The 15,827-nt window shown below is 61.3% G+C and carries 14 protein-coding genes; 7 read left to right on the top strand and 7 right to left on the bottom strand.

Annotated features, from left to right (window positions below; translation table 11 throughout):
• Nucleotides 1-96: 96 nt before the first annotated feature.
• From hglS to PYR65_RS02450, 7 genes are all read left to right on the top strand, one after another.
• A complete protein-coding gene (hglS, locus tag PYR65_RS02480) occupies nt 97-1,497 on the top strand; it encodes a 2-oxoadipate dioxygenase/decarboxylase HglS (RefSeq protein ID WP_276119777.1) in 1,401 nt (466 codons plus the stop codon).
• A gap of 10 nt (nt 1,498-1,507) precedes the next feature.
• Nucleotides 1,508-2,929, top strand: coding sequence for an FAD-binding oxidoreductase (locus tag PYR65_RS02475; RefSeq protein WP_276119776.1), 1,422 nt, complete (start codon nt 1,508-1,510; stop codon nt 2,927-2,929).
• Between the two features lie 31 nt (nt 2,930-2,960).
• Nucleotides 2,961-4,493, top strand: coding sequence for an L-piperidine-6-carboxylate dehydrogenase (gene amaB / locus PYR65_RS02470; RefSeq protein ID WP_276119775.1), 1,533 nt, complete (start codon nt 2,961-2,963; stop codon nt 4,491-4,493).
• Nucleotides 4,494-4,546: 53 nt separating this feature from the next.
• Nucleotides 4,547-5,779, top strand: a complete 1,233-nt coding sequence (locus PYR65_RS02465; protein WP_276119774.1) for a pyridoxal phosphate-dependent aminotransferase — start codon at nt 4,547-4,549, stop codon at nt 5,777-5,779.
• A gap of 139 nt (nt 5,780-5,918) precedes the next feature.
• Nucleotides 5,919-6,470: a fasciclin domain-containing protein gene (locus tag PYR65_RS02460; RefSeq protein WP_276119773.1), complete on the top strand. Its 552-nt coding sequence runs from the start codon at nt 5,919-5,921 to the stop codon at nt 6,468-6,470.
• Between the two features lie 164 nt (nt 6,471-6,634).
• Nucleotides 6,635-8,044 carry a cytochrome P450 gene (locus PYR65_RS02455; protein ID WP_276119772.1) on the top strand — a complete coding sequence of 470 codons (1,410 nt, stop codon included), beginning with the start codon at nt 6,635-6,637 and terminating at the stop codon, nt 8,042-8,044.
• A gap of 122 nt (nt 8,045-8,166) precedes the next feature.
• Nucleotides 8,167-9,027, top strand: coding sequence for a lysophospholipid acyltransferase family protein (locus PYR65_RS02450; protein WP_276119771.1), 861 nt, complete (start codon nt 8,167-8,169; stop codon nt 9,025-9,027).
• Between the two features lie 16 nt (nt 9,028-9,043).
• On the opposite strand, the gene phnN is transcribed toward PYR65_RS02450, so the two are convergent.
• The 7 genes from phnN to phnC form a co-directional block, all read right to left on the bottom strand.
• A complete protein-coding gene (gene phnN, locus PYR65_RS02445; protein ID WP_276119770.1) occupies nt 9,044-9,619 on the bottom strand; it encodes a phosphonate metabolism protein/1,5-bisphosphokinase (PRPP-forming) PhnN in 576 nt (191 codons plus the stop codon).
• Nucleotides 9,619-10,758, bottom strand: a complete 1,140-nt coding sequence (locus tag PYR65_RS02440) for an alpha-D-ribose 1-methylphosphonate 5-triphosphate diphosphatase (protein ID WP_276119769.1) — start codon at nt 10,756-10,758, stop codon at nt 9,619-9,621. The genes phnN and PYR65_RS02440 overlap by 1 nt, the downstream gene beginning before the upstream one ends.
• A 1-nt stretch (nt 10,759) precedes the next feature.
• Nucleotides 10,760-11,470 carry a DUF1045 domain-containing protein gene (locus PYR65_RS02435; protein WP_276119768.1) on the bottom strand — a complete coding sequence of 237 codons (711 nt, stop codon included), beginning with the start codon at nt 11,468-11,470 and terminating at the stop codon, nt 10,760-10,762.
• Nucleotides 11,471-11,566: 96 nt separating this feature from the next.
• A complete protein-coding gene (gene phnE, locus PYR65_RS02430) occupies nt 11,567-12,919 on the bottom strand; it encodes a phosphonate ABC transporter, permease protein PhnE (protein WP_276119767.1) in 1,353 nt (450 codons plus the stop codon).
• Entirely contained in the window at nt 12,919-13,896 is a 978-nt protein-coding gene (phnE, locus tag PYR65_RS02425) for a phosphonate ABC transporter, permease protein PhnE (RefSeq protein ID WP_407951268.1), read from the bottom strand. Before phnE (PYR65_RS02425) ends, phnE (PYR65_RS02430) begins: the two co-directional genes overlap by 1 nt.
• A gap of 67 nt (nt 13,897-13,963) precedes the next feature.
• Nucleotides 13,964-14,869, bottom strand: coding sequence for a phosphonate ABC transporter substrate-binding protein (phnD, locus tag PYR65_RS02420; RefSeq protein ID WP_276119766.1), 906 nt, complete (start codon nt 14,867-14,869; stop codon nt 13,964-13,966).
• 88 nt (nt 14,870-14,957) lie between these two features.
• Nucleotides 14,958-15,794 carry a phosphonate ABC transporter ATP-binding protein gene (gene phnC / locus PYR65_RS02415; protein ID WP_276119765.1) on the bottom strand — a complete coding sequence of 279 codons (837 nt, stop codon included), beginning with the start codon at nt 15,792-15,794 and terminating at the stop codon, nt 14,958-14,960.
• Nucleotides 15,795-15,827: the final 33 nt, after the last annotated feature.

Raw genomic sequence — 15,827 nt, 5'->3', positions numbered from 1 at the left:
AGTCATAACTGTCGCAATCAATGCCCATTCATCCCATATATGATACGAAATGAGAATGATCGCCCATATCCTTTCCATACTGCGAGGCGCGTTGCCGTGAAAGAGAATAGTTTCGTATCCACCGACCATATCCGCTATGCCTTCTCAGCGGCGATGTCGGCCATGTACCGCACCGAGGTGCCGGCCTATGGCACGCTGATGGAACTGGTGGGCAAGGTGAACGCCGAAACGCTGGCTGCCGATCCGGATCTGCAGGCCCGTCTTCAGGACACGGATTCGCTCGATCGTATTTCGCAGGAACGCCACGGGGCGATCCGGCTCGGCACGCCTGCGGAGCTGTCGATGATGCGCCGCGTCTTTGCCGTCATGGGCATGCTGCCGGTCGGCTACTACGATCTTTCGACTGCGGGCGTTCCCGTTCATTCGACGGCCTTCCGCCCTGTCGGCGATGCCGCCTTGAAGAAAAACCCTTTCCGCGTCTTCACCTCGCTTTTGCGTCTCGACCTGATTGCCGACGAAGCCTTGCGCGATGAAGCCGCAGAGATTCTCTCCAAGCGCCAGATCTTTACCGATGGCGCCATCGCGCTGACAGAAAAGGCCGAGCAGCAGGGCGGCCTCGACAAGGCTGACGCCGAGCAGTTCGTGGCCGAGGCGCTGGAAACCTTCCGCTGGCACGACAGGGCCAATGTCAGCCCCGGCATGTACCACCGGCTGCACGACGCCCACCGCCTGATCGCCGACGTCGTTTCGTTCAAGGGCCCGCATATCAATCACCTGACGCCGCGCACGCTGGATATCGATGCCGTGCAGGCGCGCATGCCCGATTACGAGATCGCCCCGAAGGCGACGATCGAGGGTCCGCCGACCCGCAAATGCGCTATCCTCTTGCGCCAGACCTCGTTCAAGGCGCTGGAAGAACCGGTTTCGTTTCAGGCCGAAGACGGCAGCTGGCATGAGGGCTCGCACACCGCCCGCTTCGGAGAGATCGAACAGCGCGGCATTGCACTCACCCCGAAAGGCCGCGCGCTCTACGACGACCTCCTCAACGCGTCGCGCAAGATCGTACGCCCGGCCGCAGACGGCTCGAATGCGGCGGAATACGAAAAGGCGCTTTCGGATGCCTTCATCCCGTTCCCGGATACGTGGGCTGGAATTCGCGCCGGGGGTCTCGGCTATTTCGCTTATTCGCTGACCGCCAAGGGCCGCAAGGCCAAGGCCGATGCGTCTTTGAGCCTCGACAGCCTGATTGCTGACGGCCTCGTGCAATTCGACCCGATCGTCTATGAGGACTTTCTGCCCGTCAGCGCCGCCGGCATCTTCCAGTCCAATCTCGGGGATGACGCGGCGCAGGAATTTGCCGCAAGCCCGAACCAGCAGCGCTTCGAACTCGACCTCGGCGCTCAAGTGCTGAACGAGTTCGATCACTATGCCGGTATCGAACAGGCTTCGATCGCCGATCTCAGAGAGATGCTTTCGTCGGCGCAAGCGGCGGAGTAAAACGCAAGCGATGATCGATCAGAAACATACAGCCGCATTGACCGCACTCCTCAGTGACAAGGGCATTGTCACCGGAGGCATGGATGTGGCCGCCTACCAGACCGGCGCGCGCTACGATCAGGGCCGCGCATCGATTGTCCTGCGCCCGCAGACCACCGAAGAGGTGTCTGCGGCTGTCTCCTATTGCGTGAAGAACGGCATCGTTCTCATTCCGCAATCGGGCAATACCGGTCTCGTGTCCGGCTCGACCCCGGATACGACCGGCGCTCAGGCAGTCCTCAGCCTCGACCGGATGACGACACGTTTTGATCTCGACCTCGACAACCGCTCGCTGCGCGCCGATGCCGGTTTGCGGTTGTCGGATGTCAACCAGAAGCTCGAAAAACACGGCCTGTTCTTCCCGATCGATCTTGGCGCCGATCCGCGTCTCGGCGGCATGCTGGCCACCAATACCGGCGGTTCGCGCTTCCTCAAATATGGCGACGTGCGCCGCAACACGCTGGGCATCAAGGTCGTGCTGGCCGACGAAGACGGCACGATCCTCGACCTGACCTGCGAGCTGCGCAAGAACAATACCGGCATCGACTGGAAGCAGGTCTTCATCGGCACGTCCGGTTCCTTCGGCATTATCACCGAATGCGTCTTGAATATCGAACCCCTGCCGAAGCAGGTGGCGACGGCCTATCTGGTTCCTTCAAGCGGCGCCCATGTCATGCCGTTGCTGCGCGCCATGGAAGACCGGCTCGGCGCCTATCTCTCCGCCTTTGAAGGCATTTCGAAGAATTCTATCACGGCGGCGCTCGACCATGTCCCGTCGTTGAAAAACCCGTTTCAGGGCGGCAACGTGCCCGAATATGTGATCCTCGCCGAAATCTCCCGCACCTGGGAGACGCGCGAGGGCGAACAATCGCTCGATGCGGTCCTGGAAGCGGTGCTTGCCGAAATCTGGGAAACGGAGGAAGCGCCGCTCGCCGATGCCTTTGTCGGTCCGGCCCATGAAATGTGGTCGCTGCGCCATGCCTTGTCGGAAGGCGTGAAGCATTCGGGAAAACTGATCGCCTTTGATCTTTCCTTCCGCAGAGGTGATATCATGGCGTTCTGCGACCGGATGAAGGCCGATATGCCGCAGGCCTTTGCGGACGTGACGATCTGCGATTTCGGCCATATCGGCGATGGCGGCGTGCATTTCAATCTCGTCGTGCCGAAGGACAGCGCTTCGGCATCGGACACGGATTTCGAGCGGCGGCTGCGCGACTGGGTGTTTGCCGTCGCAGTTCAGGATTTCAACGGCAGCTTCAGTGCCGAACATGCCATCGGCCGCAAGAACCAGGCCTATTACGACCTGTATACGCAACAGAAGATCAAGGACATGGCACAGGGCCTCAAGGCCATCACCTCGCCGGGAGAGCTCGGCGCGGTGCGCTTCGGATAGTCCTTTTGAAGAAAACGGGAGTTTGCTCATCATGAACATTGCAACAAAGACGGTGAATGTCGTTCAGGAAACGGCCGCCCTTCTGGAGAAGCTTGGCGTCTCCAAGGATCTTTACACCGGCGGCGACATGGCCTCCTTCTCGCCGGTCACCGGCGAGCAGATCGCCAGCCTGAAGACGGTTTCCGCTGCTGAAGCTGCCGCCAAGATCGAAAAGGCCGATGCGGCCTTTCGCGCCTGGCGTCTGGTGCCGGCGCCCAAGCGCGGCGAACTGATCCGCCTGCTCGGCGAAGAACTGCGCGCCAGCAAAGCCGATCTCGGCCGTCTGGTCTCGATCGAAGCCGGCAAGATCACCTCCGAAGGCCTTGGCGAAGTCCAGGAAATGATCGACATCTGCGATTTCGCCGTCGGTCTCTCCCGCCAGCTCTACGGTCTGACGATTGCGACCGAGCGTCCTGGCCACCGCATGATGGAAACCTGGCATCCGCTGGGTGTCATCGGCGTCATCTCCGCCTTCAACTTTCCCGTCGCCGTCTGGGCCTGGAACTCGGCGCTCGCCCTCGTCTGCGGCAATGCCGTCGTCTGGAAGCCGTCGGAAAAGACCCCGCTGACAGCGCTTGCCAGCCAGGCCATTCTTGACCGCGCCATCGCCCGCTTTGGCGATGCACCTGATGGACTGACGCAGGTTCTGATCGGCGACCGCACCATCGGCGAAGTCATGGTCGATCACCCCAAGGTTCCGCTGGTTTCGGCGACCGGCTCCACCCGCATGGGCCGCGATGTCGGCCCGCGCCTTGCCAAGCGCTTTGCCCGCGCCATTCTCGAACTCGGCGGCAACAATGGCGGCATCGTCTGCCCGTCCGCCGATCTCGACATGGCACTGCGCGCCATCGCCTTCGGTGCGATGGGCACGGCCGGTCAGCGCTGCACGACGCTGCGCCGCCTGTTCGTCCATGAAAGCGTCTACGACCAGCTCGTTCCGCGCCTGAAGAAGGCCTATTCGAGCGTTTCGGTCGGCAACCCGCTGGAATCCACCGCCCTTGTCGGCCCGCTGGTCGACAAGCCGGCTTACGACAACATGCAAAAGGCGCTCACCGAAGCCAAGGCACATGGCGGCTCGATCACCGGCGGCGAACGCGTCGATCTCGGCCATGCCAACAGCTACTACGTGAAGCCGGCTCTGGTCGAAATGCCCAAGCAGGACGGTCCGGTCTCCGAAGAAACCTTCGCGCCGATCCTCTACGTCATGAAATACAGCGACTTCGACGCCGCCGTTGCCGATCACAACGCGGTGGGTGCCGGCCTTTCCTCGTCGATCTTCACGCTCGACCTGCAGGAAGCCGAGCGCTTCCTGTCGCCCGATGGCTCCGACTGCGGCATCGCCAACGTCAATATCGGCACATCCGGTGCTGAAATCGGCGGCGCGTTCGGCGGCGAAAAGGAAACCGGCGGCGGCCGCGAATCCGGCTCGGACGCCTGGCGCGCCTATATGCGCCGCGCCACCAACACGATCAACTATTCGAAGGCCCTGCCGCTGGCTCAGGGCGTCTCTTTCGACATCGAATAAGATTGGCGACATCGAATAAGATTGGCGACATCGAATAATCGACAGGATCGGTCATGACTATCAATACCAAGGTTGAGGAGGCGGGCTTTGCGCCCGCCTCGCGGATCTCGACGATCGGCGTTTCGCAGATCCTGAAGATCGGCGCCCGGGCGCAGGCCATGAAGCGCGATGGCAAGCCGGTGATCATTCTGGGTGCCGGAGAGCCGGATTTCGACACGCCCGATCATGTCAAGCAGGCGGCTTGCGAAGCCATCCAGAGCGGCAAGACCAAATATACCGCACTCGACGGCACCCCGGAGCTGAAGCAGGCGATCCGGGACAAGTTCTTACGCGAAAACGGCGTGTCCTACGAACTCGACGAGATCACCGTTGCGACCGGCGCCAAGCAGATCCTCTTCAACGCCATGATGGCGACGCTGAACCCCGGCGACGAAGTCATCATTCCGACGCCCTATTGGACCTCCTATTCCGACATCGTCGAGATCGCCGAGGGAAAGCCGGTCCTGATCGCCTGCGATGCTGCGGCCGGTTTCCGGCTGAAAGCCGAACAGCTCGAAGCAGCCATCACGCCGAAGACACGCTGGGTGATGCTGAATTCGCCATCCAATCCATCGGGCGCCGCCTATAGTGCGGATGATTACCGTCCGCTGCTCGATGTGCTCTTGAAACATCCGCATGTCTGGCTTCTGGTCGATGATATGTACGAGCACATTGTCTATGACGGCTTCAAGTTCGTCACGCCGGCAGCCCTTGAGCCCGCGCTGAAGAGCCGGACGCTGACCGTCAATGGCGTCTCCAAGGCCTATGCCATGACCGGCTGGCGTATTGGCTACGCCGGCGGCCCGCGCGACCTCATCAAGGCGATGGCCGTGGTGCAGAGCCAGGCGACCTCCTGCCCATCCTCGATCAGCCAGGCCGCCTCTGTGGCCGCGCTGAACGGGCCGCAGGATTTCTTGGAGGAACGCACCGCAAGCTTCCAGCACCGCCGCGATCTGGTCGTCTCGGCACTCAACGCCATCGAGGGTCTCGATTGCCGCACGCCCGAAGGCGCCTTCTACACCTTCTCCGGCTGTTCAGGCATGCTCGGCAAGACCACGCCCGCAAGCAAGCGTATCGAGACGGACACGGATTTCTGCGCCTACCTGCTCGATGACGCCCATGTCGCCGTCGTGCCGGGTTCGGCTTTCGGCCTGTCGCCGTTCTTCCGCATCTCCTATGCAACCTCCGAGGCAGAACTGCGCGAAGCCCTTCAACGGATTGCCAAGGCCTGTGCCGCCTTGAACTGAAGACATCGAGCCCGCCGGCCTTCGGCGGGCTTCTTTCCAATTTTCTAAATTAGAATAAAACCGGCGAAACTTATCCGGAAACGCCCCCGTTGCTTGCTTATCTGCAGAGACAGATGAACCAGAACCGGGAGAGAATTTCATGTGGTCTTCATTCGCCAAAACAGCATCACTGACAGTGCTGGCCGCCGGCATCGCCGGTAGCGTTTTCGCCAACCCGATGGTGGGTGGCGCTCCGATGTATGAAAACAAGAACATCGTCGAGAATGCCGTCAATTCCAAGGATCACACCACGCTGGTGGCTGCGGTCAAGGCTGCTGGCCTTGTCGATACGCTGGCGGGTCCAGGTCCCTTCACAGTCTTTGCACCGGTCAATTCCGCTTTCGACAAACTGCCGGCCGGCACGGTCGATACGCTGCTGAAGCCTGAAAACAAGGCGCAGCTGACCAAGGTTCTGACGGAGCATGTCGTCTCCGGCAAGCTCTCGACCGCAACCCTGATGAAGCGTATCAAGGCGAATGGCGGCAAATATAACATGACTGCCGTGAGCGGCGATCATCTGACGGCCGTCATGCGCGGCAAGGGCATCTACATCATCGACGAAAGCGGCGGCGCCTCGAAGATCACCGTTGCCGACGTCAACCAGTCGAATGGCGTGATCCAGGTCGTCAACAAGGTGTTGCTGCCGAAGTAATCACCGCACGCAACTGCTGGGAAACCCGCGACCTTGCCGTCCCCGACGGCAGGGTTTTGTCTGCGGAAAGAATTTTGCGCTGCCGGAATTTGCTGCTATCCGGTAGGGGTCGCCGACAGAATTCACAGAGCCGTCACCGGCCACAGACAGGGGCAGCCGGAGCAATGTTCTCCCGTTTACGGCCATCGACCGATATCATTGAAACGCTCCGGAAGAATTCGTTCGAGCCCGCCCATTCCGACTATTACCGGGGCAAGCCCGGCCGCCCGATCAATCTCATCCTCAAGGCGCGCCATGACTTTCTCTCGGTCTGGCGCAAAGCCGATTACACCGATCGGGTCAGCGTCACGAAAATTTTCGGACGGCAGATCGTCGTGGTCAATTCCCCGGACGCGATCCGCTATGTGGTGGCCAAGCGCCACGACAATTTCGAGCGCAAGACGCCGCAGATGCGGCGCGCGCTGGAATTTTTGCTGGGCGACGGGCTGTTTATTTCCGACGGTGAAACCTGGAAACAGCGGCGGCCGCTGGTCGCCGACATCGTTCACAAAAACCGCGTGCCGGCTTTCGGCAAGATCATGGAAAACACCACGAGCGAACTGGTGCAGCGCTGGGAATCGCTTCCCGACGGCGCGCCTGTCAACGCGCTGTTCGAAATGGCCGGGCTGACGGCGGAGATCATTTCCCGCGCCGTCTTCGGCAACGATCTCGGCGAGGAGGGCGCCAAGGCCGTCAGCGAGGGGTTCGAGAGCTATCAGTCGCTGATCGATTCGGTGAATATCGGCTATTTCCTTGGGCTCGACGAGGGCCTGCCCGTGCTGCGCACACCGAAGCTGCGCCGGTCCGTCTCGCGCATCCACCAGATCATCGACAAGGTGGTCGAAGACCATCTGGCCGGGCGCGGCGACGACAATTCGATGGTGGAGCTTCTGGTGCGCCGCCAGAAGCGCAATCCGGAACTGAAGCTCGACGTGGTGGCGCTGCGCAACGAAGCCGCAACAATCTTCATGGCTGGCCACGAGACGACAGCCGCCACGCTCACCTGGGCTTGGTATCTGATGTCACGGGCACAATGGGCCGAAAAATCGCTGCATGAGGAAATCGCCCGCGTCTGCGGTAACCGCACCCCGACGCTCGACGATATCCCGCAGCTGGACTGGTGCCGTGCCATCATCGAGGAAACGCTGCGCCTCTATCCGCCGGTGCCGATCCTCGCCCGTCAGGCAAAAGAAGCCGACCGGATCGGCGATATCGACGTCAAGCCCGCATCGCTGATCCTGATCGTGCCGTGGCTTTTGCACCGCACCGAAGCCTTCTTCAAGGACGCCCATCTTTTCAAGCCCGAGCGCTTCATGAACGGCAACAAGGCGATACCCTACAGTTATATTCCCTTTGCCAGCGGACCGCGCGTCTGCCCCGGATTACAATTCGGATTGCAGGAAGCGATCCTGTGCCTGGCCATCCTTGCCCAGCGCTTCAGGGTGCGGGTCGCGGACAACACCAAGGTTGAGCCGCAATGCCGGCTGACACTGCGACCACGCGGCGGTCTGCCCGTAACCTTGCACCGGCGGTAACGATGCGACCGAACCGTGACCCAGCGCGAAAGGTCTGGATTTATGCTGAGCGCCAAGCGCCGCCGTTTGCCGGATTCTGGAAGAACGCGGCAATTCGGAAAGCATGTCTGAACTATTGGGTCGTGACACCTCTGCAGAATGCCTTTGATCTCGCGATGTTTTACGCGATGAAACTGCTGCCGGCCGATGTCTGCTCGGCACTTGGCGCGAAACTCGGTAGCTTTTCCTTTCCCCGCTGGCACAAGGGCGCCATCCGCAAGACCCGCAGCAATCTGGCGCGCCTGCTTCCGGGCCTGAACGAGGCGGAACGCGATGCCCTGATGGTACGCAATTGGCAAAATCAGGGCCGGCTGATGACGGAGTTTTCCGTGGTCAACCGGATGGCGGCGGACCGAAGCCGCGTGACCGTGCATGGCGCTGAAAATCTTGTCGATGCCTCAAGGCAGGGGCCATTGATCCTGATGGGCGTGCACACCGGCAACTGGGAGCTCATCTGGCCGATCGTGCGCAGGCTGGGGCTTGACGCAGCCCTCAACTACGCGCCGCCGAACAGCCCGGCGCGGCACTGGATTGCCAAACGCGTGCGGCGGCAGGCCGGCATTTCGCTGCTACCACCGGGCAAAAGCGCCGTCCGTCCGGCCCTGCAGCGCCTGAAGGAAGGCGGCACCGTCATCATCTTCTGCGACGAGGGATTGCGCGGAAAAATCCGTGGGCCGTTTCTGGGGCGCAAACCGCATGCCGATGGCAACCTGGCGCTGGTTGCAAGGCTTGCCCGCCTGACCGGCGCGCAGATCTGCCCGGTCTATACACTGCGCGAAGATGGAGCGCAGTTCGCCTTTCATGCACATCCACCGATCACCCTCCCCCCGGAAAACAAACCCGGCGAGCGCCTGCTCGACGACGTCCTCATGCTCAACGGCGTCATCGAGCCGGTCATCCGCGCCCATCTCGACCAATGGTACTTTCTCGACAACGCGCTCTGATACCAAAGATATGACGTCAGCCCGCGGATCCGTGCAACTGCGTGACCAGCGCGGCAAAGCGCGAGCCCGCAATCTCGAGCGGCCCACTATTGTCAATCGTCGTCACATCGGGCTCGTCGAAAATATCCGGCACCTGGCGCTTCAGCCGGTTGAGGATATCCTGCTCGCTCTCGCGCCCACGGGCCACAAGGCGGCTTGCCAGGACCTGCGGCGAGGCCGTGATGTTGACGATCGCAACCCTTGGAAAGGCCTGCCGGAACTGGCCGAGGACGGCCCGGCTTCCATTGGCGATCAGGATCCTGCCCGCCCGCACCTTTTCCAGCGCATCCTGCGGAATTCCGTATTTCAATCCATGCGCCTGCCAGGCGACGGCGAAATCTCCAGCCGATAGCCGGCTATCGAAATCCTCGCCGGAAATGCTCTCGTGATCCTCGCCGCCCGCGTCCGACGGACGGGTGATGATGCGGCGGACGAAATCGATATCCTTGCGATCGGCAAAATGCTGCGCGACAAAACCGATGACGCTGTCCTTGCCAGCGCCGCTCGGGCCGACCACCACGACGATCGCGCCTGTCTGACCTTGCCCGTGCATCAGGCGACCCGCTTGCCTTCGCGCCAGACCGAACGGACGACCGGAATGCCTTCCAACCGCTGGACCCGCACGATATCGGCACGCAGGCCAGTGGCAATACGGCCCCGGTCGTCAAGCCCGACGGTGCGGGCAGGCGTCGCCGTGACCATGGCGAGCGCCTGCGGCAGGCTGACGCTGTCCAGTTCGTCGGACAACACGAACGGCGCGTGGATCAGGCTGAAAGGCACATAATCGGATGACAGCACATCAAGGACGCCGCGCTCTGCAAGGTCCTTTGCGGCGATATTGCCGGAATGCGACTTGCCGCGCACGATGTTCGGTGCACCCATGAGCACGCTCAGTCCTGCCGCATGCGAGGCTTCGGCCGCTTCGAAGCTGGTGGGGAATTCCGCAAGGCGGATGCCGAAACCAACGGATTCCTCGACATGCGCCAGGGTCGCGTCGTCGTGGCTCGCAATGGCGATGCCGCGCTCGGCACAGGCCTTGGCGATCTGGGTGCGATGCGGACCGGCATATTTGGCCGACAAAGCCTGCTGGCGGTCGCAGAACAGTGCGAAAGCCTCGTCGGAGAGACCACGCTTGGTCTTGTAGTAGAGCGTATACTGCTCCATCGTCTGGAACTGACGCTGGCCCGGCGCATGGTCCATCAGCGAAACGAGACCGACCTGCGGATCGTTTTCAAATTCCACGAAATGATCAAGCACGTTGTCGGTCGAGACTTCGCAGCGCAGATGGATGCGATGATCGGCGCGCAGCCGGTTTTCCCTGGCGGCCTGCGCCAAGGCGTTTGCCATGTCGCGCATCTCGCCCTGCTCGAAGCCGCCATCCTCGTCCGATCCCATGCGCAGGCAATCAAAGACGGTGGTGATACCGGAGGTGACGATCTGCGCATCATGCGCCTGGATCGCCGCCATTTTCAGCCAGCGGACGCCGGGGCGCGGCGAGTAATGCGCTTCCAGATGGTCGGTATGCAATTCGACCAGGCCGGGGATCAGGTAATCGCCTTCGAAATCCTCGCCGGTGCGGCTGGTACCTTCCGAGATATCGGCGATCTTGCCGTCGCGGATCAGGACCGAACCGTTGAGAATCTGGTTCTCAAGGACGATGCGGGCGTTGGAGAGAACGGTTTCTACGGTCATGTCAGGCCATCTTTCGGTGGGCGGCACTGAGCGCCGCAAGGGTGAGAACTCTGAACGGCGCGCCGCGCTCGGGCTCGATGCACAGTGCAAGGCCACGCACCGGTAGCGGGCCGCCGATCAGCGATGAAAAACGTGTTTCCAGATGGGCGGCGACCTCGTCCTGCCGCTCGGCCGGCACGGGCCCGGTCAACGTCATGTGGAAGCGGAAGGCATCGAGGACGTATGGATATCCCCAATCGTGGAGATAGGTCCGTTCCGGTTCGGGCAGCGTTTCGGGTTTGCGCCGGGCGATATCCGCAGCCGAAAGCGGCGCGCGGAACGGCTCGAAGGCGCGGACGACATCGGCCGCGAAGCGATCGAGCGCATCAGCATCCCCATCGGGAACGAGAGCGAAAAACGATCCAAGCCGGCCGATCTTCAGACGCGGAATGGTGAAGGCCGGCGTTCCGGCGGCAAAAACGTCGAGCGCGCTGAGAAGGTCCGTTTCCGTGCGGCCGCCGGCAAGATGAAACGGCGCCTTCAGTGTCGCATGAAACCCGTAGCGCGCCGGTTCGGCAACGAGGCTCTCCCACCCATCCGGTCTTTGGCCGTCCAGTGTCTGGCCGTCCGGCGCCAGCGCCTTGCCGGTAAAGGCATCCCGGCCCAGCCAGCGCGCCGCAGCGTCCGTCAGCGGGTCGTCTGCGGGAGGGGTGAAATAGAAGGCGTAACGCATGTTCATTCCATGAGGGCAGTAAAAAAACGGGAGAGCCGCAAGGCTTAGCGATTCATCGTGACCATACCGTGAAATCCCCTCTCCCGGTCACAAAAATCAATGCGCCCTTTCTCCGATCAGCCGCTGACGAAGGAAGGTCGAGAGATTGTCGAACAGGAAGACCACGATGAGGATCAACAGCACCATATAGGCAACCTTGTCCCAATCCGCATTGGTGCCCATGGCCTCCAACAGCTTCAACCCGATGCCGCCGGCGCCGACGGCACCGATGACAGTGGCCGAACGGGTGTTGGATTCCCAGAAATAGAGCGACTGCGAAATGAACACTGGCAGGACCTGCGGTACGACGCCAAAGCGATTGACCGCGATTGGGCTCGCGCCAACGGATTTCACCCCTTCACGCTGCTTGTCATCAACGTTCTCCAAGGCCTCCGCATAGACCTTGCCGAGCGCTCCGGCATCGGTGAAGAAAATGGCGGCGATGCCGGGGATCGGGCCGGGGCCGAAGGACCGGGTAAAAAACAGCGCCCAGATCAGCATGTCGATCGAACGCAGGAAATCGAATGTCCGCTTCATGCCCCAGTTGGCAGCACGGTTGCGTGTGATGTTGCGCGCCGCGATGAAGGCCAGCGGAAAAGCGAAGATGGTACCGAGCAGCGTGCCCACAAAGGCCATGACCAGCGTCTGCATCAGTTTGGACAGGATATCCGCATGCTGCCAGACGCCGTTGCCCAGAAAATCGTCACGCATGTGGGACAGGTTGGACCGGGCCGGATCGAGGCGATCGCCGAAGGTCGCGAGATAAGCAAGGTCACCCCAGCTCCTGCCCCAGAATTGTGATTTTGTGTCGAAGAAGAAGTTGGACCAGCCGAGGAAACGGCGCTGAACAAACACCTGGCCGGTGCGGATTTCCGCTTGGCCCTCGAAGCCGTAGCTGACGATGACTTTTGTCCCGTCTTGCTGGATGGCGGCCGGTGCATCGGCTGGCGCGGTAACGGCATCTGCGGTGATGGTGACAGGATAGACCGTGCCGCCAAGATAGACATCGACCTTCGAAGGCGTGATCTCAAGGCGGTCGTCGCGGCTGCCGTAGGTCACGGTGTAGCCGCCGTTAGCTGCAGGCTGCAGCCAGTCGATATTGGCGCCGGCCGGGTATTGGCCGCGGCTCGACCATTGCGGGCGCACCGTGCCGCCGTCCTCGAAACGCAAGCGCGGCTGGGCACGCCAGGAATACCAGTCCTGAAGGTATAGCGAGGCGCGATCCCAGCGGCCATTGGCAAAGGCCGGACCGATCTGAAAGGCAAAGAAGCAGGCGACGAGATAGACAAGGATACCGCCGGCGATGAGCGCCAGACCGTAGCGCTGCATGAAGCTGCGGTGGAAGGCCTGCGGATAGGCGGCGAGCAGGCGCGCGCGCTCGGACGGATTGATCGACGGAACCGAGGACATCAGGCCGCTCCTCTGCCGAATTCAAAAGACTGGTGACCGGTCAGCCGGTGGCGCAGCCAACCCGAAAACTGGTCGATGATGATGATGCTGATCAAGAGAAGAATGATGATCGCATAGGTCTGGGCCGCATGATCACGGCCGATCGCCAGCCGGAAGACCTCGCCGATACCACCGCCGCCGACAGCGCCGATGATGGTCGAGGCGCGCACGTTGATTTCGGCGCGCAACAGCGCATAGGACACGAAATTGGGCATGACCTGCGGCACGATGGCAAAACGCACCCGCTCGAACCAGTTGGCGCCGGTGGCACGCAGCCCCTCTTCCGGCTTCATGTCGGCATTCTCGACCACTTCGAAGAACAGCTTGCCGAGCGCGCCGATCGTATGGACTGTGATCGCGATGATGGCGGCGATCGGCCCGATCGAGAGAATGGCGGTCAGCAATCCGGCAATCACGATTTCAGGAAAGGCGCGCATCACTTCCATGATGCGCCGAACGACCCAGCGCGTTACGCGCGAGCCGATGAGGTTCGTCGAGGCGAAGAAACACAGAAGGAATGCCAGCGCCGCGCCGACAATGGTCGAAACCAGCGCGATATTGATGGTGATTGCCAGCTGATAGAAGTAATGGGGAATATAGAAGCCGTTGGTCAGATAGACCCGGTCGATCGTGTAATTGTATTTCAGCGATCCGTCGGCATAGGGCGACGGCAGATCGAACATCGCGCGGATAATTTCCAGCGGGCTGTTCGGCACGAAATTCAGGATGAAATCGAAGAAATACGGCAGGCGATCGAAAAACTTGCCGGCATTCGCGTCATTGGCGAATTTCAGCGATGCGCACAGCACGATGAAGAACACCACGGCCGAAATGATCGTATAGATGCGGCGGGTGCGCAACTGCTGCTGATAATGCTGCATCACCAGGGATGCGGCCGGACCGAGCCCGCCATTGTTCTGTTTGCTGATCGCCGTCATGTGCCTGTTCTCGCTGCAGAACGGCGGCGCCTAAAAGGCGCCGCCGCGAAATGAGGTCAAGAGAGGATCAGCCGCCGATGACCGACTTACGGGCGTCGATGATCGTCTGGTAGAAGGCCTTGTTGACTTCGATATAGTCCTTGTTCTGGCCCTGCGTGTAGGCCTGGAAGCAAGCGAGGTCCTTCTTCGGCAGGTCCAGGAAAAAGGCCTTGACCTTGGCCTTCATGTCGGCCGGAACGGCGTTGTTGACCATCAGCGGGCCGTTCGGGATCAGCGGCGAGCGCCAGATTTCGACGATATCGTCCATGTCCAGATTGCCCTTGTTGACCATCTGATGGAGGTTGCCGCCGGTATAGCCCTCTTCCCACTTGCCAACGCCCGAACCGAAGGTCGTGCCGGCATCGAACTTGCCGTCGAGAACAGCGAGAACGAGGTTTTCATGGCCGCCGCCGAAGCCGGTTTCGGAGAAATATTCCTTGACCGGAGCGCCGATATCAGCCGGGAGCGAGACGTTCGGAACCAGATAGCCCGAGGTCGAATCCGGATCGGCGAAGCCGAGCTTCTTGCCCTTCAGGTCGGCGAGCGTCTTAATGCCGGAATCCTTGCGGGCAACCATGATCGAGTAATAGCCGCTGGAGCCGTCCGAACCGGTATAGGTGAGGATCGGATCGACCGCGTCGGGCTTCTGCAGCTCGATAGCGGCGTAGGAGGATGCACCCATCGAGGCGATGTCGATCGTGCCGCCGAGCAGGCCCTGGATGACGCCGTTATAGTCGGGCGACGGGAAGATCTGGACTTCCGGAACACCGGTCGCGGCCTTGAGGCCATCCGCGACGCACTGCGTGTTGCGAATCTGGTCGGCTTCGTTTTCCGAACCGTCGAGACCGATGCGCAGGACCTTGACGTCCTGGGCCATTGCGGACCCTGCGATGACGCTCAGCGCCACGGCAGCAAGAAGGGCTTTCTTCAACATGAGATAGTCTCCTGGTTTCCGGCCTGGCCGGAGTTCGCTTCTGAAATACTTTGCCCTTGACGCGGGCCAACGATCCCCGGGCGGACCCTCAAAGGCCCGCAAGTGCCACCGGTGAAGGATGGGTTGCCTTCCGATTGTCTTGCGACGGCGGAAGATTGATGCTGGTCGATGTCATCGATTCCTCGATTTCGGCGCCGCTGCCGTAGATTTCGGCAACAGCCTCCGCCGTCAGTTCGCGCGGCGGTCCATCGAACACGACGCGCCCATGCGCCATGCCGATGATGCGCTCGCAATAGGAACGGGCGGTATCCAGCGTATGAAGGTTGGTGACGACGGTGATGCCCTCGCGCTCGTTGATATCGCGCAGCGCATCCATCACGATCTTGGCGTTGAGCGGATCGAGCGATGCGATCGGCTCGTCGGCGAGCAGCATCTTCGGCTGCTGCATCAGAGCGCGCGCGATGGCCACGCGCTGCTGCTGGCCGCCGGACAGCGTTCCGGCCGGCTGCATTGCCGTCTGCTCGATGCCCAAGCGTTCCAGGGCTGCCAGTGCGGCAAGGCGCTCGTCCTGCGTAAACAAGCCGAAAAGCGATGACAGCGTCGAGCGGTGATTGAGCCGGCCCAGCATGACATTGGTCAAAACATCAAGGCGCGGCACCAGGTTGAACTGCTGGAAGATCATGGCGCAATCGCGCTGCCAGTTGCGCAAGGCGGCGCCCCGCAGCGACGACACTTCGAGATCGCCGAAATGAATGGAGCCAGACGAGACGTCGTTGAGACGGTTGATCATGCGCAGCAGCGTCGACTTGCCGGCACCGGAACGGCCGATAATGCCGACCATCTGGCCCTGCGGAATATCGAAAGTAACCGCTGCCACGGCAATCTTCCTGCCGAATTGACGGGTTACATTCTTCAGCTGAAACATGAGCAGTCGTCCTCTGGCAGTGGCACCGGTCAC

The sequence above is a fragment of the Pararhizobium qamdonense genome, from assembly GCF_029277445.1.
GTDB lineage: Bacteria > Pseudomonadota > Alphaproteobacteria > Rhizobiales > Rhizobiaceae > Pararhizobium > Pararhizobium qamdonense.
The sequence above is the reverse complement of the archived record's forward strand: the minus strand, read 5'-3'. Positions and strand labels throughout refer to the sequence as shown.

Bases quoted from the DNA above. Each gene is read 5' to 3' on its own strand.
- PYR65_RS02475 (WP_276119776.1), top strand. From the start codon at position 1,508: ATGATCGATCAGAAACATACAGCCGCATTGACCGCACTCCTCAGTGAC.
- amaB (WP_276119775.1), top strand. From the start codon at position 2,961: ATGAACATTGCAACAAAGACGGTGAATGTCGTTCAGGAAACGGCCGCC.
- PYR65_RS02465 (WP_276119774.1), top strand. From the start codon at position 4,547: ATGACTATCAATACCAAGGTTGAGGAGGCGGGCTTTGCGCCCGCCTCG.
- PYR65_RS02460 (WP_276119773.1), top strand. From the start codon at position 5,919: ATGTGGTCTTCATTCGCCAAAACAGCATCACTGACAGTGCTGGCCGCC.
- PYR65_RS02455 (WP_276119772.1), top strand. From the start codon at position 6,635: ATGTTCTCCCGTTTACGGCCATCGACCGATATCATTGAAACGCTCCGG.
- phnN (WP_276119770.1), bottom strand. From the start codon at position 9,619: ATGCACGGGCAAGGTCAGACAGGCGCGATCGTCGTGGTGGTCGGCCCG.
- PYR65_RS02440 (WP_276119769.1), bottom strand. From the start codon at position 10,758: ATGACCGTAGAAACCGTTCTCTCCAACGCCCGCATCGTCCTTGAGAAC.
- PYR65_RS02435 (WP_276119768.1), bottom strand. From the start codon at position 11,470: ATGCGTTACGCCTTCTATTTCACCCCTCCCGCAGACGACCCGCTGACG.
- phnE (WP_276119767.1), bottom strand. From the start codon at position 12,919: ATGTCCTCGGTTCCGTCGATCAATCCGTCCGAGCGCGCGCGCCTGCTC.
- phnE (WP_407951268.1), bottom strand. From the start codon at position 13,896: ATGACGGCGATCAGCAAACAGAACAATGGCGGGCTCGGTCCGGCCGCA.
- phnD (WP_276119766.1), bottom strand. From the start codon at position 14,869: ATGTTGAAGAAAGCCCTTCTTGCTGCCGTGGCGCTGAGCGTCATCGCA.
- phnC (WP_276119765.1), bottom strand. From the start codon at position 15,794: ATGTTTCAGCTGAAGAATGTAACCCGTCAATTCGGCAGGAAGATTGCC.